Source organism: Candidatus Omnitrophota bacterium, assembly GCA_014728045.1.
Lineage (GTDB): Bacteria > Omnitrophota > Gorgyraeia > Tantalellales > Tantalellaceae > WJMH01.
On sequence record WJMH01000017.1, the window covers coordinates 16,249 to 37,709 of the forward strand.

The window sequence follows — 21,461 nt, forward strand, 5'->3', positions numbered from 1 at the left end:
TACGCCGCCGAATACAGGCCTCGCCTTTTCAACCAGCAGGTGGCGTATAAGTCCAGTGTTATCGAAGGCACTTCCGCTCTCAGCAGCTGGAACGAGGCATGGGACGGCGTCCTCAGTGAGGACCAGGCCCGGCCTGAGCTTCCTGCCGCTTTCAGACAGGCCGGCAGGGGCCTGGTAGTGCAGGAGAAGGCGGATATGACGCTGGATGAGGCAATAGACGCGGGACTGGTAACGGATTCCCAGGTGAGGGGATTTCTCGCCTCGCTCCATAAGCGGGGGACTCCCATCGTAATGGATAGAAGGAGCGATATCCTCAAGAATATAGGTGTAACCCTCAATTCCAGGGGTGGGGTCAAGGCAATTAAACTCATCGACAAGAACAGCGTCCTGGAAGTCTCCGAGGCTGAGAGAGAATCGATAATCAATGACATCATGGGTAATGACCAGCTCAGGAAAAGGTTCGACCTCGCTGAAGGAAAGAGACAGGAAAGAGCAGAAGCCGCCCGGAAAGCCGCGGAAGCAAGAGCGGCGAGACGCACGCGTGCGCAGGCAGCTGCAGATCAGCTTGCCGCACGACAGGAGGAACTTAACAATGTGATAGCAGAATTAAGGGATCGTTTTAAAGCTTCTGATGAAGAGCTTCCTGCAGCTGAAGAAACCGCGGAGGAGCTTGCCGCCAGGGTCGATGAGCTGGATCAGCAGATAATCCAGACAGAGCAAGAAGAAGGCAGGACTGAAGAGGTCTGGCAATGGATACGCAACAGGGCAGAAGATATCGCAAGAGAAAAACCCGGCCAGAGCGACAGGGAGAACTTCGAGGAGGCGGCAGGATGGATAAGCGCTAAGCTCCGGGCTTTGAAAAGGGCTGCTGAACTGCAGGCAGAGATAAATATCGCCAAGGCACCTAAACGCACCACCCTTAAAGCTCATCAGATACAAGCCGCCGTGGAAGAAGCGATGGCTTCCGGGCTGACCAGGAATAAGGATATAGCCGAGTATGTGAAGAACTGGGCTATAGAACGCGGCGAGGTGGCTCCCGCAGCCGGTACGGTCAACCGTTATGCGGCAAATATCAGGAAAGAAAGAGAGCTGGCAGCACGCACATCTGCTATGGATGAAGCCTCCCGTAACGTCGAGGAGACGGGAGAGCTGGTAGATAAGCTGAACAGGAAAGCGAACGCCATAAACGCGCTTCTTGCCGAACCGGAGCTCCTAAAGGTCGTGCTTTTGAACCAGCCGGCGCTTTTGAATGCCATTATGTTAGGCATAAGGGATATGGGCAAGGTAAGCATTATGCTGGCCGAGACGCGCCAGAAGCTGGCGGAACTTGAAAAGCTGGGGGATGCTCCGGAGGTACTGCGCCAAAAACAGCAGCTGGAGGACCGTATCACTTTCCTGGAAGGGCGTAACAGCGCGCTGGCTCCCGAATACGCTGATCTAAAAACAGCTCTTGAAGCGTATGATTCGGCCACCGCGGCGCGGCTTCTCGCCGAAATGGAAGGCCACCCCGCTCACGGTCCGCCAAGCATGAGAATATCCGACGAGGAGTTCAGAGAAGTTGAGACAATGCTGTTCGAGAACACCCTGCCAGAAGATATAAGTGCCCTTTCCGACCGTATCCCCGATTTTGCCGAGCTCTTGAAACATTTTGCCACGCGCGCGGACAGGCTTGATCCGACTATAAGCGATGGTGTGCGTGACGACCTCGCCAGATTAAGAAAGAACACCCGCAGGGCCCTCATGCGCATGGCCGGGCTTGATATGGATATAGAAGAGGCTGCTTTGACACAGGAAAATCTTAATAAAATAATGTCCCTTTATTATTCCAGTGACGAGGAGAAGGGGCAGATACTGGATATAGTCATGGAATCCGCATCGCTTGAAGAAGAGGGGGCCGCGGTCAGGGAGAATGCCAAGAAGGTGACAGGTCTGATAGACAGAATAACGAGCGTGCAGGAAGAAAGCCGCAAGCCGGTAAGCGGCATGGAGAACATAAAGAAACTTTTCGCGAAGGCGGAAAACCTTATGGCGCGTCTTGAAGCCGCTGAAAAAGAAGGCAGGCTGGACAGGGTAACGCTTTCGGAACTCTGGTCCACGCTCCGGCTTTTGCAGAACGAGGATGCTTCGGGACTTACAAGGGAGGAAAGGGACAAAGAGGGAGCGGAAGAAGTCTCTATCGCCCAAAAAGGCGCAGAGAGCGTTCGCTCAGCGCTATCAGAAAAACTTGGCGACATTAACGGCCGTCTCCAGGGCCTGATGTCCGAGTTCGGCGAGGGTTACGCGGCCCCGGTCCTTTTAAGGCTTCAGGCACGCATGAAGGAATACGGCAACGACCTTGAAGGCTTTTTTACCGACCGTCTCCAGAAGAGACTGCCGGTAATAATGCAAAAAGCCGAGGAACTGGCAAAGGCCAGCGCCGAAGCCGGCAGCCTGATAACAGATGAAGTGGAGAACCGCTCATTCGAGGAAGATAAGGATTACGTCCGCGAACTTATGGACAAGGGAGGTGTGGATTACACGGAGAATAGGGGCGCTCTCACCAAATCGATGGATAAAGAGCTCGATCTTGTCATGAGCGATCTTGGAAAAATGGAGGAGCTTGACGCGGCCAGCCTCGAGAGGATAAAGGCGAGGATCGATGCCATAAGAGGGGACCCGCAGTATCTTTACAAGGTCCACACCGAGATCATGCCCGAACTGGTCTCCATGCTGGAAGAACAGATCGAGGCCAGCAGAACCGATGCAACGCGCAAGGAAACAGTCAGGAACATGATCAACCAGTTCATGAAGGTCCACCAGGTCAGCGAGGCACACTACAGGTCGATGGACGAATCGGAAGTCAAAGCCTGGGCGCGGTGGCTAAAAAGAATGTCAAAGGACTTCGGTGACAATATAAGGGCCGAGTCGGCGCAGCAGCTTGAAGATTACCTGGATAACATCACCGTCGAGGCGAAAAGGGAGGAACTGACAGGCAAACTCCGGGAAATGATAGGCAGGCTTAATGATGATATAGAAGGCACCGATAAGGCTGACGGATTGGAGAAAATGATAGAAGCAAGAAGGGATGCCCTTGCTCAGACAAGAAAGCAGCTTGAGGACAAAAAAGACGAAGACGGCAAGCCTCTCAGCCGTGCCGCGATCATCAGCCAGATGGACAGGGAAAAGAACCTTGCCGAGGCTATCGATCAGATACAGGAGGAACTGAACAAGCTGACAAGCAAAAGGGACAGGATAATAGCTATGATGGAACAGATCGAGTCCGGTGAGTTCGATCGGACCCAGATGGAAAATGACCTCACGCCGCTTCTGGTGCAGTATAACGTCCAGAAGGACATGAAAGAACTCCGTGAGCGGGTCAAGGCCAAGGTCAGGGATATTTTAGAAGCACCGGGGGCGAAGGACGAGCAGGGCAACTACAAGCCGGAGAAGATGAAAGAAGCATACGAAAGCATGTCGGAGTTCGAGAAGTTCGCCGGGATGGCTTTCGCCGACCTGAGTATGGAACATGCTCTGGGATACAGTCTTTACGAGGTGCAGGTGCTGGCGGGACTTCTTTCGGCCGACGGTTACATGGTCAACATACAGACGGGTGAAGGTAAAACTGAATTCGCATCCATAGCCTTGACCATATCCTCACTTACGGGTCTTAAGACTTTCGCTGAGACCTCGAACGAGAACCTTGCCCGTAAAGACCATTTTGAACGCAAGAAAATATTCGACTTCATGGGCCTAAGATCAGCGCTTTTTTCAAAAAGCGACGTTGACCTTTCCCAGGACAGGAATGCCGAGATAAAGCGCCTTTTCGACGAGGGTGAAACCGGCGTGGATATCGTTACCTTCGATACTCCCGGTTTTAACTTTGAGCTTGCGACAGAACTGGCCAAAAAAGACGAGGAACGCCTTATCAAGAAAGGCCGGAAGTTCATGTTCATCATCACCGACGAAATAGACGCGGCCATGAGGGAAGCTTCCACGCAGTATCGTATAGCTCTGCCCGCGGGAGAAATAGAGGCGGGAACCGATGAATATGACCTCATCAAGGCGGGTGTGGTACTTGCCGATAATCTCGTTAACAGTGATGTAGGCAGGGAGGTTCGCGCTGAACTTGAGACAGGGGAAGAGAAAACCCCCGAGGAGGCTGTTGAACAACATTATTATGAGGTGGACAGGACGGGGACCGGTGGATTCAAATTGACCGAGACCGGAGAAAGAGAGATACGTAAAAGATGCCAGGACCTTGCGAAGAAAGAGGATCTTGATGCCGGCGAGCTTTTCGAATGGGTGAAAAAGTCCATCATGATGATAGAGACCACTGAACTGGGGGTTGATCACAATATCGTCTCCGGCGAGGTCAAGCTTTACGATAACAGCGGTCTTTTGGGTAGCCGCCGCCTCAGCGACGGCAGGCATACCGTGCTTGAGATGTATCTCAGGGAAGTGAAAAAACATAAGAATGTCGTGGTCCACGGGGATTCTTCCAGCACATCCGAGATCGGCGGCGGGCCCGCCAGGACCGAGTTCTTCTCTGTGATCACAGGTTCCAGCGGTACCGCTCTCGCCTCAGAGAAGGAACTTAAAGGCATCCTGCAGGGTAAAGACGGCGCCAAGGCCAAGGGTGTGCTGGATATCCCGACCCATATAAGACGCGACGCGGCAAGAAAGGCCCGCGAATCCATCCTGATAGACGGGGAAGCCGACAGGATAGATATGCTCAAGGGGTGGATCAAACGCGGCGCCCGCCAGATGAGCGTAGGAGAGCAAACAGGTTATGTGATGCCCGCCAGTTTTCAGTATGTAAGGGATTTTGAGCAGGCAAAATCCATGCAGCGGAAAATGGAGGCTATCATCGAGCAGATGAAGGCTTCTGGCGAGATGGACCTGTCGGATGTTGAGATACAGATAGTAAGCGGTGAGTTCAAGGGCGAAGAGCTCAAGGCAAGGATCAAGAAGTCCGGGAAACAGAACGTAATAACGATCTTCACTGATGCCGGAGCGAGGGGTACCAACTATCAGGCTTCGATGAAGAATCTGACCGTTTTCAATGATTATGTCAGATCGGATCAGCTTAAGAGAATGCAGACTATCCTTGAGGAAAGGAGACTGCCGGGAATGTCACGGGCAGCGGGCGAACTTGAGGCCGCCCAAAAAGCGGAAGACCTGGATGCGATGAGGGAGGCGGCGGGTCAAATATTTGATGAGGCAGTAGAAGCTTTGAGGGTAACTGAGGAGGCGTTGACCCGGGCCAGGCAGAAACTGGAAGATGCCGAAAGCATAGAGGATGAAGCCCAGCGCGAGGAAGAAAAGGCCTGGAGAGAAAGAGAGATAAAAAGCCTTAACAAGGTAAAGAGCGCTTTAGAGGGCATAACAGACCAGGATAAGGCCGCCTTTGTCTCCGCGAGCGGTGAATATAAGGCGGGGGATCTTATGCAGGAGCTGGATGTGCTTGAATATTACAGTTCGCAGAGCACCCAGAGCCTTGCGAGGAAGCTTTTGGACCTCGATAAAGCGGAATACCGTGAAGGGGAACAGGCGGAGGAGAACAGGCAGAAGAAAATATCCGAGATCAAGGAACTCCTTGGGGGCATAAGGGACCGACTCGAGAAGGATCTTGCGGATGCGCGGACCGACCAGGCGAGGGAGCAGTTAAGGAGCCGGATCAGGACCCTTAACGAGTTCGAGATAGACCTGGATACAAGGTTCATAAGCGGGTTCAGGCTACTGGCACAGTTGAGCAATAAATCAATAGGTGACCTCCTGCAGGCCCTTGGCCGTGTGGGAAGGCAGTCCGACCCCTCGGAAATATCGCTTTTCTATGATATAAGCCAGGAGGGTCCCGACCGAAAGATCCTGCTTCAGGGTTTTGAGGAAGGCAGCGACGAAAGGAACGAGGCCCTGCTTGCCATACAGAACTACCAGATGCTTACGGATAAGCTCAAAAGCGGCATTGAACTTACCCCGGAAGAGGTAACGAAAAGGCAGGAGCTTAAGAACCAGATATTCGCCGATGCGTTCCAGGCGCTGCTTGAACACGACGAAAAAGGGCAGGATCGAAGGGCTGAGAACCATGAAATGGATATCGCGGTCTTACGGAATTTTGAAGATACCCAAGCCCCCTACAGGGCAATGATACTGGAGGGTAAAGAGAAGGGATTCACCAAACCCGAGCTGGCATCAGGCCTTTTAAAGGACCTGGCCAAGCGGATGGAAACGGCGAACGAAGTGGACACGCGCAAACTCCGCGCAGTTCTACTAATGGCTTTCGGTGATAACCCGCAGTTCATGGATAACTTCAGCATAGCCCTTCAAACGAAAATAATCACCGAAAGCGGAGAAGGTATTACCAGGATAACACCACGGAACCTGAACAAGGATACCGCGGAGATCTTCACTTCTGTCCTAGCGGCGCTTGTCAATGACAGGGAATACGACAAGCTGGATGAAGAACTTAAAGGCCAGGTATCCAGAAAAACATACGATACTCTCAAAATGGACTATAACGCGAAGACTATGCTTACGGGCAGGTTCGCCAAGTTCGTCGAAGAGACCGTGGCGGAACTGTTGCAATACGAGTATTTCGATCAGACCGGAAAGTTAAGGGGGCTGGAACCTGAGGACTTCAAGGACCGTCTGCGCCGATGGTGTTCGAGAAGAACAAGCGAGATGCCGGAACTTATGCCCGGCAGGATGGTGGATATAGCTTTCAAGGGGATAGAAGAAGAGCTTGATTTTCCGAGATCCAAAGGCACTCTCGAAAAACAGGCGTCGGAGGTCTCAAAGGCTGCTGACGGGACCGTAAAAAGTATTCTTAAGGCCACCAGAAAAGCCGCGAAAAGCCCCGCTGCCCAGGTGGCGACCGATATAGGTTCGGTAGCCGCGGTCGGTGCCGGCATAGGCACTTTCTTGGGTCCTGTGGGCACGTTGGCGGGAGGCGCTATAGGAGCGGCTGTCGGCGGGCTGGTCAGCTGGGGCAAAAGAAAGTGGACGAAGAGATACGGTTACGACAGGATAAAGGCCGAAGAAGGCAAAGAGGCCGCTGACAAGGCGCTGAGAGAGACCGTCGGCAAGGAAACCCTCGAAGGAGTTAAAGAAGGAGCTGCCGTAGGCGCCATCTCCACGGCGGCCGCAGGTGTCATAGGAGGCCTCGTCGGTGCCGTTATCGGGGGCCTGAGCACTGGCGGTGTCGGGATAATCCCGGGCGCTATAACCGGTTTCGGATGGGGAGTCAAAGCGGTTGGCGCAGCTTCGGTTGCAGGTACAGCCGGACGCGCTTTGTGGAAGGGGCTTAGTGCGAGAAAGAGGGTCTATAACCCGAGAGCCAGACAGACGCTCCGCAAGAAGGGACTTACCGAACAAGAAGAAGCGGTAGAGACGTTTGAAGAGTTCGAAGCGCCGCTCGCCCGCAAAGGACAGCATGTCAGGGAAGAGCAGAAGGACGAAAGGGCACGCCTGATGACGGCCATGCTGGGCAAGGATACTGAAGGCAGGCCTTCGGGCGCGATAAGGGACATACTCATGGGTGAACGCCAGGAGACGGTAAAAGCATCTTCGGCGGATGAAATAAGGAGCCGTATCCAGGTACGTGAAGTGGCAGATAAAGCTCTCGTCTTCGAAGTGGCATCGGCCAAGGCCGAAGACGGTAAGGCCACGGGCGAGGGAAGGCCGACGGCACAGGAACAGGCCGAAGCCTACAGGATGTACGTGGAGAGGGTGGCTACACTTAAAGCAGAGGCGGAAGCTGCAATGGCCGAAGGAGCGACTCCGCCGCCGGTACCGGATTTCATATGCGTGCCGTTCATGGGACTTGCTAACCATTCTGCGGACAGAAGCGCAGAAGAAGGTAATGATCGGGCCGTTGAAAGGACAGTGGACAGCCTGCTGGAGCAGAACAGTGACATGAGACGCGAAGGAGAACCGCTTGTTATCTTCGCGGGCGGCCTTACCGAAACCGGCAAGGAAGAAGGCTATGGGTTCAGTGATACAGTTACTCTTGGGTATGATCAGGCCCAGGCTATCACCAAAGGCGCTGATAACACTGGAATAGCGCTTGATATGAATATGGAAAAGGATGAGAGCGTCGCCTTCCGCAGGCATGACGGGAAGATATACATGCTTGTAAGGTCGGATGACGGACGTGTCGTGGTGAGGGACATGGGCGGGACCATGACGGATCAGAAGACCGAAGCGATGCGGGCTGTCGTGGGGTTGGCGGCTCTTAAGGCCAAAGGCACTGAGAAGATATCCGAATACGACACTCCCGAGGCAAGGCAGCGCAGGGAAGAGGAGCGTAAAAAACTCGGCCAGATGGCGGCCATGATGGGCAGAGAGACGGAAGACACAGATGCGGAGGTCGCGATAAGAGACCCGCTCGTCCAGGACCTGGTGGAGAACAGGAACGTATCGGCCGATGATATATCCATAACGGCAGAAGGCATTTTCCTCAAAAAACCGGGTAGCCTGCAAGACGAAGAGGAGCAGCTTGTTGTCTTCGGCGAGACCGAGACCGTTATATCTCCGGGAGCCAAGGTGGAAATGCCTGTTGAGAAGGTCGTGCTTCCGTACCGGGGCTGGAGGATGAGAATGCTCCAGAAAATCAGCAAGAAGACACGGTCCCGTGCCAGTGCTCTTGAATACAGGTTCAGGACATCCTGGCTTGTAAGGTCCCTGAATTCACTTCTTAAGAATTATCCCAAAGTATCAGGCCTGGTCAACAAAGTGCTTGTTTCCGCGCGTTCATCGGTAGCCAGCGGTAATATCTTTACGAAAGCTCTGAGTTTTCTCCTCTTGCGGTTTCCTGCGTTCGTACAACAGGGCGTTATACCGGGGATAGAGAAAAAGATCAGGGAATACGCCGGTAAACTGAAGAGATCGCTCGGCATTAGGCCCAAGCCTGACGAAGGAAAAATACTTTCCCAGTACGCGCTTCCAGAAGGCAGGACCAGTGAAGAGACCCTGCAGATGAGGGAGGAACTGGTGAAGGAGTGGACAGGGGAAGAAACCGCCGACGCGAAGATCTTGGACCTGCTTAACGCGGTCGGGGACGATCCGCGCAACGCGGCAGCTTATTATGATCTATCGAGGGCCCTATACCGCAAGGCGGAAACAACGGAAAATGAGCAGGGGGCGAAACAGGCAAAAGGCCTGTACGACCTTTCCTCGAAGTATGCTTATATGGCTGTTTTCTTCGAGGAAGGCAACGCCGCTTACAACGCTCAGATGGCTGATGCACTCATGAAACAGGGGAAAACAGCGGAGGCGAAAGAATATGTGGATACCGCCTTGAGGAGAAGCCCCAGAAGGATGTTCAGGGACGGCCTGACCAGTGCCGGGGAGCGTGACAGGATGCTTCTTGCCAGAGCGGAGATACTCGCTTTAGAGAAAAAGTACAGCCAGGCCAGCGTCGCTCTAAGAAAGCTTAGCACTCCCGAGGCGATAAAACGCTCCGAGAGCCTCAGGGAAGAAATAGCCGAAGGCTGGGAGGAGAAAGACGCAAAGGAAGCGGAAGAGAAGGAAAAACAGAAGAAAAAAACATTGGGAGCCTTAAAGGATCAGTTCTCGAACCTCATGGGCAAGAAGGGTATTGGCAAGATGGTAGTAGGGCTTGCTGTTTTTTCCGCGCTGGGTTATGTGGTCCCGGCTACCGTCATGGGCTCGATGTTCCTGTCGATGGCAGTAAAGGGGCTCACGGCCGCGGGCGTTCAATTCGCGGCTTTGAGGGTTTGGGGCAGGACCGTAAAGGGAGAATACACGCGCAAGGCATCGGCCAAGGCGGATATAGCCGCCATGGCCGGATATATAAAGACCGATCCCCAGGATGTCTACGGCCACGCCAGGCTCATTGGAAGGCACATTTCCGACGGAAATGACAAAAAAGCTATCAAGCAGATCAAGGCTTCCGTTTCCTCGCTGGATTCTGCGGACAAACTCGCGGGGTTAGCCTCGAACCTGATGGACATGGAGATAGAGAACGAAGAGACCAGAAAGGAAGTGAGGCGCCTTGTCCTGGACAGGATTCTCAAGGCCATACGCAAACGCGGTCCTGACGCCGGGATGTACGTGAACGCCTCTTTGGCGCATGTCGCATTGAAAGACGGCGCGGCGGATGACGCCTTCCGGTATATAGATGAGATAGATATCACTGAACTGGACCTTGCCAACAGTGCCCACAGAAATATCCTCACACTCAGAGCGCGCATACTGAACAGCAGGCTGCAGGAGGAGTCCGGTAAGACCGTAAGGAACGCCCGGCTGATAGAAGACATAACTTCGAGACTGGAAGAGATGAAGGATATGGAAGCTGTCGCGAAGATGAGGGCAACCGCCGGGGTTCCCCCCGCAGACGCACAGACACTTCAGCAACAGCTGGTAATAGCCTCTTCCTCACTGAGCGACATTGAATCTAAGAGGAATGCAGAGGCCGGATCGGACCAGGCGGCCGCGGAAAAGGCGAAACCGGAAGAACCGCTTGAGAAGGCCGCCGAAGAGAAGGACGAAGCTCCCGAGGAAGACCGCATTAAAGCCCTGGAAAGAAGAAGGGCTCTCGACTCAGAGGACATGGACACGGCATTACAACTGGGGAGGCTTTATGCGAGAAGCGATGAGTTCTCCAAGGCGGAAGAGATGCTGGAAGAGGTGATGGCCGCTTCCAAAGACAGCGATCAGGTGGCCGCGGCCGCCGAAGAGATGGCCATGGTCTCTCTCAGGCAGGATAAGGTCCCCTCCGGTAAGATACTCGCTAATATGAGGGACGGGGCGCGAAAAGATATAATCCTTGACCTTGTGGCCGTCAGAAAAGGTAACACCATTGATATCCCGCGCCTTATGGACCGTGTTGAAGGCCTCTTTACCGAAGGGGTGGCCGTTAGTGATACTTCAGGCCTTCTTATGTCCATAACGGCCGCGACGCTTGTCAACAATATCAGTAAATCGGCCAAGGACGCCTACAGGAACATGCGTTTGGCCGCGGCAGGCCGGCTGGAACGCATGAAAGAGGCCATGGAAGGAAAGGGGTTCGAATCCGACCAGGTCAGGGAAAGACTGGAAAAGGCCCTTGACGCGAAAAAACTCGAAAAATTATCCTCAAGCGTCGCGCAGGACATAAGAAGAGGTACCAGGCTGGAGGAGATGGAGCGGCAGGTCTCTCAACTGAAGGATAAGATCACAGAAGGCACCGAAAGGCTCACCGATCTTGCCAGATCCATTAACAGAGCCACCTGGAACTTCTACCAGAACTGGCTGAGGTCCCGGCGCAAAGCCCAGAGGGCGGAACTTGTGGAGCTGGAGGCGGAAAAACAGAACGTTGCCGGCGAACTCAGGAACAGGACACTGGCAAGTTTCACTTCTCAGGAGAATAGCGCCGCGCGGGAGCACCTTGTGAATGGCCTGCTGAACGCCGAGACCGAATATATTAACGCCGCCGGCAGGGACGAGGATGAAAAACAGAGAAGATACCTTGAGGCCGCCGAGGATCTGGTAAGCCTGCTTAACAGGTTCGGATCCAGCGAGGCTCTCAGGAACGCTATACTTCCGAAGCTGGGGATGTTCATCGGTTCATATGTTGGCCTTGCGGAGAAGCTGGCCGCCGAGGCAAAGGAAGGGGAACCCGCCGGAAGCGCTCTGTACAACTACTGGAAGAACCTTGGGAAAGTCGCTTCCAGAATAGAGCGGTTCAGGACCGAGGGCAACTGGGGATCGGTAGCGAGCCTGATGATGTTCTCGGATTATCTTGCGACGATGCTGAAGCGCGAGCCTGAGAACAGGCGCTCCGGGCTGACCTTCGTGTATATCTGGAGCCAGATGAAAAAAGACCTTCTCTCGGATAAGGACGAATATGCGCGTGAAGCCGCCGGAGAGGAAGCCCTGAAACTTCTTGATCAGAAACTGACGCGCGGCGAAGGCGAGCAGAAGGAGTATTTCACAGATTTCGTGATGACCAGGACCCGGGCGAAAGAGAACTTCCGGCCGGTCTTCATGAAACTCGCCGGCCAAAGACTCAAAGAGGACCGCGCCGCGCCCGTTATGGATGAGTGGGCGGGGGAATATCTCAAAAGGCGCATTGAGCGGATACGTACTGCCGCGGATGAGGAGAAGGCTTCCGAGATAAATGAATTTATCGACTGGATAGAAAGCCTTGAAAATAAAGAGATCCGGGGAAAAGCCGTTGCCGTGCTAGGGGATATCGATGACGCTGAACTTCGCGCGGATATCTCCGGCAAGATCGCTTCGGTCAAGGCCCTCCCCGCAGAAAAACGAATAGATCTCTATGTCTTTGCCGCCGGCAACGCCAGGGAAGAAGGAGCGCGCCGTGAGGCCCTTGAGAACATAAGCACGATGATCAGCGAAAAGAGGATAACGGTCAGCACGGATGTAGCTGACAGGTTCCTGTCCATGTCGGATATGATGCTGGCCAGGGAGGACCTTTCCGATGCTGAGTCGGTCAACCTCTATAATTTCCTGAACGGGATCAAGGTCCCCGGCAGGGAGGAAGAACTTGCCGCCAAGCGGAAAGATGTGCTGGAGAGGATACGGTCCATAAGGCAAAAGGCCTTTTTGCAGAGAAGCGAGGCGGAGTTCGCCTCTAAAATAGCCCTCATTGGTGAGAAAAGAGAACTTGCTCGCCTGTACGAAGAGCAGGGCGAACAGGAAAAGGCCGAAAAAGAACTGGAAGAAGCTTCAAAGATCCTTTCAGGGGAGATGGACACCGTGTTAGACCTCCAGCGTGAAGGCAAACTGGATGAATACGGCGGTTCCCCGGACGAACTTATTAACACAAACAGTGCTGTGATGGATCAGCTGGAAGGGGTGCTCGCCAAGCTGGATAAAATCGATAGCGACTGGTACCTTGCCAAGGCCAGGGGTGAAGTGCAGCTTGCGAAGTTCTTCATGGCGCAGGGCGATCTTGAGCGCGCCGCCGAACATCTTTCAGGGACCAACCGCGTGAAAGCGGCAAGACTGGAGAAAGAGCTGGCCGATGCCATTGCAAAGAGCGAAAAGAGCCTGGAAAGGCGAGATAAAGCCATGGAAAGGGCAAAAGCAAGGCAGAAAGGACTTGCCGATTACGCCGGGGAGATGGGCGTTGCCGATGAAACCATGGCGGACGACAGGCCGGTGGCCGATGTCGTCAGGTCCATACTCAAGACCAGTGACGATGCCATGATCGCCGGTGTGGCACGGTCCTTTTATGACAGGGACGCGCGCGAGGGCAGGCTGGCGGCACGTGACGACGAGCAGAGGTGGTATGACGCCGAAGAGAAGATGCGCCAGCTCAGTGACATGTCCCGTTCGCAGAGAGCCATGAAGAAGATGATGAGGGCCGATGCCGATTCCGAAAAACGCGGGGAAGGCGCCTCGGTGGATTTCGTGGCCATGGCGGCGATAGTGGCCCATCAGTGGTGGCGTGACGAAGGAAGACCTGCGGATACCGAACAGCAGCGCAATGAAAGGTTCCTGAAAGCACTTGCGTGGCTGAGATACAGGATGCAGTCGGACCTGGTCAACAGGATGGAAAGGTCAAGGGACAGGGCGATCGCCAGGGCGCAAAAAGCCCGGGAGGAAATGGAACAAAAGATATCCGAGCTCAAGGGCGCCCCGGAGGAAGCAACAGGCGCTTTCGCTTACCTGGAAGAGGCCCAGAGGCGCAACCCGGAGAACGCAGGCGTGATCCCCGGGTTCGACGCTGCGAGGTACCAGCTCTCGAGGCTTCAGCTCAGAGAGCAGCTTGAGGCCGATTACGTGGACCTGGTCCGCAGCATGGGGAAAGCCTCTTCTTCAAGGGAAGAGGCCGCCGAGGAACTGGCGGAACTCGAAGGAAGAATGGCAGCCCTTAAGGAGCAGATGGAATCGCTTAAGCTTGCCGGATTGGACGGGAGGCGGAATGAAAGGATGCAGGCGGCAGCCGGCGAAGACCGCAAAAAATTCGAGCAGGATCTTGCCGCATACGAGGAAGAGGCCGGCATAGCCGCGATAAAAGAAAAGATGGGCGCTCTTCGCGAGCAGATAGAAGGATCGACCAGAAGGCTCGTTGAGCTTAGCGAAGAGGCGCAGGGCCTTGAAAATGAGATCAGGCAGCTTGACGGCGTTATGACCGAGGGTACGCCCCCGGCGGAGACAACGCGCACGCTGGCGCTTACGGCCATAGACACGGTCGTTAACGGAGAGGCCGAAGATGAGGCCGTGAAAGATGCCCGCCGGATGCTGGTCAACATGACCGGGGACAATGCCATGAGCATTCTGGCGGGGGCAATACAGCAGAAGGAAGGCGAGCTCGAAGACGTTGAGGGAGAGCTCGGAAGGACCCGGCGCGAAGAGCAGAAGAACAAGCTGCGTGAACTGAAGATGGATATCCTCTACGAGAAAGCGGGCAGGCCTGTTCTTGCCGACGCGATAAAGGCTTCCCGGGATAACCGGGTGGAGCAGATCGAGGGAATGCCGGTTGAGGCGGACAAGCTCCTGGAATATATGGTTAAAAAGACGGCGGAGGATAAACCCGCCCAGATAGAGCTCGTTGCTGATATCTACAAAAACGCTGATGATAACCTGATAAAAGCCATGGCGCAGGAAAAACTTCTCGGCTCTGTTTTCCAGACCTTGGGCTTGGAGGAAGAACCGGGACTCTTTGCCGGCAAGAGCGAAGAAGAAGTGAGGGAGCTTCTCTACGCGAAGCTTAATGAAAAACTGTCCACCGAGGAGGAAGAATATATAACGCCCAGTGAGGTTCTGGCCGAGGTGGCCCCGTCTGTGGTGCGGGCTTCCCAGTTGATGCAGCGCAAAGGCAAGAACTGGCAGGATATGGAGGTCTATGAACGCACCGTCATGCTCGCGGGAAGAAAAGACAGAAAGACGCTCGAGAGGCTGACGAGTATGGAAGCCGATCGCTATAACGCGCAGGCGATCACGGAAATAGCCAAGGCCGAATACAACGCGGGTAACATTTTCCGGGCGCTCTGGTACGCGGAACTTGCCCTTACCGTGGATGCCGACCAGGTGGAAGCTAATATGTATAAGGGCAAGATACTGGCTGACATGGGCAGGCCGCATGACGCCGTCAAATTCCTTAAAAAGGCCTCAGAAAAGGCCCCAGAGAACGAAAAGGCGCTTTACGAACTGCGTAACGCCTACAGTAAGAGCAACGATACTATCAACATGGCTGATGTTGACCTGAAGCTTTACGATATCTACATGAAAAGAGGCGACCATGCCAAGGCCGAAGAAGTCGCCCGTGATGCCGCCCGAGCCAGGCCGCGCTCGGCAAAGGCAAGGGAGGCTCTGGCAAGAGCCCTAATAGAGCAGGGGCGCTACGAAGAGGCTGAAAGGATAATCCAGGCTGTTATAGCCGATTCGGACAGGTTCCTGCTGGTGCGGGATGCCTGGTTCCGGGGCGCAGCCAAGAAACGGCAGAGGGATTACGGCCCGGTGGTCACCAGGGAGGACGCGGCCCGGCTGGTACAGGACCTGGCGCGCATACATCTTTCCAGGGACAATGCCGCCCAGGCCAGGGAGGTCCTTACAGAGTACTGGAAGATCGCAAAAGACCTTCCCGAAGCGAACGCTTCTCTTTCAGAGGCATACCAGAAGCTGGGTGATGCCAAGGAAGCGAAGAAATATGCCGACAAGGCCGCAAAGATCGAGACGATCGATATTATTACCGGTGAAAAGCTGATAGATCAGTACCAGCAGATAGGCGATTTTGACAGCTTGTCGAAGGCGCTTGATTTGGCTGTTTCCTTACGCAAGAAAGACGCCGAGAGAAAAGCTTACTGGGACGAAAGGATCTCCGGGCTTTATCTGGCAAAAAGCCGTACGCGCAAGAGCTGGAGGGAGCGGAGCATCAAACTCGCCTCAAGGCAGCTGGAGGACCTAAGTAACGCCCTGGCTACGATAGAACAGCTCGAGGGCCGGGCAAGTGAGAAAGCCTTTGCCGAGGCGGGTGCGCGGGCGGAGGAGCTGGCCGATACCGTGGCCGGGCTGAGGGCCACGGGATTAAGGGCCAAGACCCGCCGGGAAAGAAGCGCGGAGATAGCCAGAATGCGGACCGATCTATTGCGGATGCAGGTTGACCGGTTAGAGAGACAGCCGGAGTTGGCCGGGGAAGCTCTTGAGGATATAGCCGGGCGCATCCGGGCTTTGCGCTCCTGGGAAGGTACGCCCGAAGAAGCTTTGGGTAACATCGACATGCAGCTCAGCAGGGTCCATAAGATGAGGGGAGATATAGCCGCCACGCCCGGGGAGAAACTCGCCTTTTACAGCGAGGCGATAGAGACCGACAGTGCCAACTCACGGGCGCATCTTGCTATGGCGGAAGTATACCAGAGGGAAGGCAGGCCGGAACTGGCCGTGTATCACCTGGAACAGGCGGCACAGGACGAGCAGATGGATGTAGCCGGCAGGCTCGTGGAACTGTATACCGAACTGGGCGAGTCGGAAAAAGCGATTGAACTGGCCCGGAAAGCGCGAAAGACCACGCCGGGTTTTGCCGAAGCTGTCCAGAAGGCGGAGGCCCGGTCCGAGGAAGCCGCTTCGGTGCTTTCTCTGGCTGACAAATATCTGAAAGCGGAAAGTATAAGGGAAAGCCTGAACCGGCGCATAGAGGATCTGAAGGAGCGCGCGGCTGAGGTACCCGATGATGCCGCGGACGCGGAGATCAGACAGGCCAAAAAGTTCCTTGAAATGGACGAGGAGGAAGTGCGGCGGATCGAAAGCGACCAGGATGAGATGCTGGTTGAGATGGCCGAATCGATAGGGGCCCGTCCTCAGGAGGCGGCGAGACGCCGGCTGACAGAAAAGGTCTGCCAAAAACTGGCGGAAGGCGATCCCGGCAAGGCCATATCTAGGTTGGAAAACTTTCTTGTGAAAATGGAGACCAGCGCGGCCGGATATGAACTGGCGAGGTTTGAGCTTGCCGGGGCTTACCTGAGAGGGGAAAAGACCGAGGAGGCTGAGAATATCCTGGAAGAGCTTGCCGCATCCCGTGATTACTCAACGCGCATAAAGGCGCGTGTTATGCTCTCCGGGCTCTTCAGAAAAAGCCAAGATTACGAAAAGGCCCTGGAGGTTCTTCTGGCCGGTGATGAGTCCGCCCTGGGGGACTATGAGCGGGAGGCTCTTGCGAAATACCAGGACCGCAGATCGACCCAGCAGATAGCCGGAGAATTAAAGGCCCTTTTAAGCGATCTCGCGAATAAAAGGGTTGACCTTGGCGCAATGGAAAGACCCGCGCGCGAACTTGTATCAAGGGCCACACAGGCCATGCGTGTGCTGGGAGAATACGCTCCAGCAGGGGACCTTCTTTCACTTTCGGCAAGGCATGCCCAGGACAGGATAAAGGAAGTTGCTTCGGCCCTTGGGGATGAAGCTCTTTCCGCCGAACAGAAGGCGGAGGTCGTAAAGGGCCTTTTCGGGGTATTGAGTAAGGGTGCCTCTTCCCTGGGCGCGCCGGTAGTTAGCGCCATAACGCCTTTAGTGAGGGAATACGCGGAAAAGACGAATGCCGCTGAAGCCTGGAAAGCGCTCTTCCATCTCTACGACACGCAGAACAGGCGCGTCGCGAAGTTCCTCATTCGCCGCAAGGCCGAGGAGACGCAAAAGCGAGCCAGCCATTATTACGAAAGCGCGAAGCAGGACCTTAAGGCGGGCAGGTTCGATCAGGCCGTGGAAAACCTTGATAAAGCATCCGGGATGGATACTTCTCTGGCCAAGGACCCCGCTTTTAAACAGGCGGTTTTTGAGTCGCGTATGGGCGCCCTTGAAAACAGGAAATTCGAAGGAACGCGACTGGATCAACAGAGAGCGCGCATAGACGGCCTGAAAGGCCTCATGCAGTATGCTCCGGATAACACCGCAGAGGACGCGGTAAGGGACAAGCTTCTGGCCGCTCATACCGCGATGCTGGATATGTACGACTCCGAGACCGGGGACGTGGTCAGCTCTTACAGGACGATTAAGGACCTTAATGAAGCCAGAGCGGGAACCCTTGTCGAGATGGGGCGGCTTAACATGCAGCGGGGTAACCTGGCACAGGCCCAAGCCGACCTTCAAAAGGCCCTTGCATTAAAGAAGGCTTTGCGCCAGGCCGAGGTCGCTCTTGACGAGGTCCGGACGAGACGGAAGGCAGCCGAACTTGCCGCGAACCGGGGCGAGGAGCTTACGGGTGTGAACGAAAAAGAGTATCTGGCCAGGGCGAGTATGGAGCTCGCGCGCGAAGCTGATGATCCGGCCGATAAAAAGAATTACTTGGAGAACGCCATTTCCCGGATGCCCGGTAAGGCGGAGGCTTATTTTGAGCTGGCAGGCCTTCAAAGATCCGAAGGCGACCTCGCCGGCGCGCTTAAGACCCTTAAAAGAGGTCTTGCCTCCAGCGAAGAAGAGGCCTCGCGCGATCGGTTTGAAAGATCCATACAGGAGATTGAGACCATAGACAGGGTGATAGACAGCGTGCTTGACCGTGATATAGCTCTTCAGATAGCGGCCCTGCCCGGGGACATGAAAGAGGCCGACCGCGAGGAAGCGATAAGGCTCATGAGGAGAAGGTTGTCCGAAAGGGCAAATGAACAGGTGGACCTGCGGGAGAGGTTGCGCCTTTTCTACAAGGCGAGTATCGGCGAGGACGAAGAGATCTCCGAAGAGGAAGAGGCCGGCATGAGAAGAATGGTCGAAGAAGCTCTTGCCGCAGACAAGACGGGCCTGGAAGAGCTGGCTCCCCGCGGCGAGCCCGTCGAAAGGATCATGCAGCGCGGGGAGGAACTTCTCTCCCGCGACAGGCTGGATGAGCTTGAAGAATTGCTCTACCGGGCGTCGGAGAGGGGTATTACCGATGCCAGACTGGAATCATTGCAGGCAAGACGCCTTATCGCTTCACTGAAGGACATCGTTGAACGCGGTCAGAGCGGGTGGCAGGAAGAATCTCCCAAGCGGGAAGAAGTAATAGCAAGCCAGATAGATATGATAGATGACGGAGAGCTGAGGAACAGGGCACGTGCCGAGTTGGCAGCTTACTACGCTCTCAAGGCCGGAATGCTGAAAGGGGCCGAAAGAGAAAAGGCCAGCGGATCCGCCGCTGAGAACTACCGGAAGGTCCTGGCCGCCGATCCCTTCTCGATGCATGCGCTGAGGGGTCTTTCCGCACTGAGGGGAACGGAAGCCGAGGTGGCCATGCACGTGCGCGACAATATCCTGCGTGACGGGCGCCTTAAGGATAAGAGCGATCCTTACAAGGCCGAGCTTCTGTCCTTCCTCGAGGAGAAAAGAAGCTCCTGGCAGAGGACAGGTAACGCCTTCAGGTTATCTTCCGCCATGGTGGATAACTTCGGAGATGTTTCGGCGGATGTCGCTTCGCGCCTTCTGGATGCCTCGTTCGGGCAGGGTCTGCGCACGTCGGTCCAGACTGTTCTCGATAAGGCTGCTTCGTACGGGACGCCCGCGGAATACATAACGGTTCTTGAGAGGCTTAACAGCCACCTGAAGGCCATGAGTGAGAGTGAGCTTGCCCGGTACAGTGACCTTGTCATACCGCCGAGCGGGTTCACGGCAGGCAACCAGCTTTTAAGCAGGACGGCGCTTGCCCGTGCGTACGTGAATATCGGCAAGGGAGATCACCTCAAGGCGGAGGAAGAGGCGCGTGCGGCGGAGAGCTTGAGCGCGTATTCGGCGGATGACGCCGCACTGGCGCGACTGAGGATACGTATGGCAAGAGGCGATTCGTTCGCGGTGCCCGGCTCCTGGTGGCTGGCGAAGAGGAATCTCTCTCCGGAAGCCAGGGAACAGGCCGATCGCGCCCGGGCGCTGAACCTTATGGAAAGGGCTTCCGCCGAAGGTGTTTCAGACAACAGAAAGATAAGGCTTCTGCGCAAGGCTCTGTCACTGGATCCGGAGAATACGCGTATCATGACCGCGCTCAAGGGCGCATACGATAGGGCCGCCCGGTATAAGGACGCCCTTGAGGAAGCCGTCTCCGCCATGGAGACCATGCTTGCCGAAAGAAAGTATGCCGAAGCGAGAGATTTCTACCTGGCCGATATCCAGGGAAGCTCCTTTTTCGCCGATTACAGCCAGAGGAGGTTCCGCGATGAAATGGCCGAGCTTGCGAACATGTATGACAGGGTCAGGTTGTATCTGAGGGCATTGCCTCCCGAACCTGCCGCGATGGCCCCGGGGATCATGATGGGAGTTGTCGGCGCAGATACCGACATGCTTGAAGAACTGAACGATAGATATAATGATGTCGAGTTCGTCAGCGTTAACGAGAGCGGAGAGTCGGGAATGAAAGCGATGAGCGGGATGGAAGGCCCCGCCATGCGTTATCTTGTCGATGTCTCCGGCCAGGAACTTGAAGAGGACCTGGATAAGCTGGTCACGCAGGCCAGGCGCCAGTCGTTCATGGCAATGTACCCGTATCTTGCAGGCCTTGACGCGGCATCGGTAAGCTCCCTGAGCGACACGTCCATACAGGATGCTCTGGAGATAGTGGCCCTTTCCCTGGACAGGGAAAGACCGGCTTTTGAGGATGACCTCCTGGAAGAACTTTCGAGGGCCGAGGTCGCGCCCGATAGAACAGTGGCCGCTGATGTCTCACCGGGTGACAGCGAGAAGTGGGTGCGTAATAATGTCGCCGTGCTTGAAGAATACAAGAAAGCGCGAGATGAAGGCCTTCCTCAGCAAGGCGCGGCCGCGAAACTGCTCGCCTTGCGCGAGAAACTCATGGACCACTTAAGTGACAGGTCGCAGGAGGAGGCCGGCAGGATGATGGCCGAACACCAGGGTATTGCGATGGCCCAGGCCGCCGAGGATGAGGCGGTGGAGCTACTGGAAATTTTCAGGTCCAAGGGAGCGGTGGACCGGCAGGCCATAGCCATCGACGCGCGGGAAGAGACCGGTTTCAGGCTGGAATACATGATGCCCGCGATACTTAATCTTGCCAGGAAGGACGAGAACCTGCATATATGTATCATAGCCGAGGACGATAAGTTCGCTCCGCTGGTTCCGCCGGAGGGCCTGCCGGCGAACGTCATACAGCTCGATACGGTTGGGGAGGATATAAGCACATCCGTCCGGCAGCGGCTCCAGCAGGCAGATGTGGATCTGGCGGCGAACGATATCACGGTAGCAACGGGTGAATTCATGACCGATTCGATAGTCGCCGCGGTGAACGAGAAGAGGGAGCAGAGCGCCAACTTCGTGATCGCCGGCAAGGAAATGGTGGTCCCTGATGATGAATCCGCCCACAGGATAAACCGCATGATACCGGTCCTGGCGGTGCTCAACCTCATGCAGAGAGTGGCCAACGAAGACCAGCCGGCGATAACCACGATGGGATTTACGGGTACGGTACTGGAGAAGATAATGAGCCTTAAGAACTTTATCCAGCTTGTGAGGATAACCAGGCTTAACATAGGGGAAGAGATCAGGTCCCAGATAGACGCGATAACCAAAACAGCTGTTTCACTCTAATACTTGATATTTCCGTATCCAGC

At 55.2% G+C, this 21,461-nt stretch carries 1 protein-coding gene (running past one end of the window); it reads left to right on the forward strand.

Features of this window, described 5'->3' with window-relative positions:
- Positions 1 to 21,438 carry the 3' portion of a tetratricopeptide repeat protein gene (locus GF409_06555; protein MBD3426876.1) on the forward strand. 12,228 nt of this gene lie to the left of the window's left edge, so the window shows 21,438 of its 33,666 coding nt (coding positions 12,229-33,666); the start codon falls outside the window, past its left edge; its stop codon occupies positions 21,436 to 21,438.
- Positions 21,439 to 21,461: the final 23 nt, after the last annotated feature.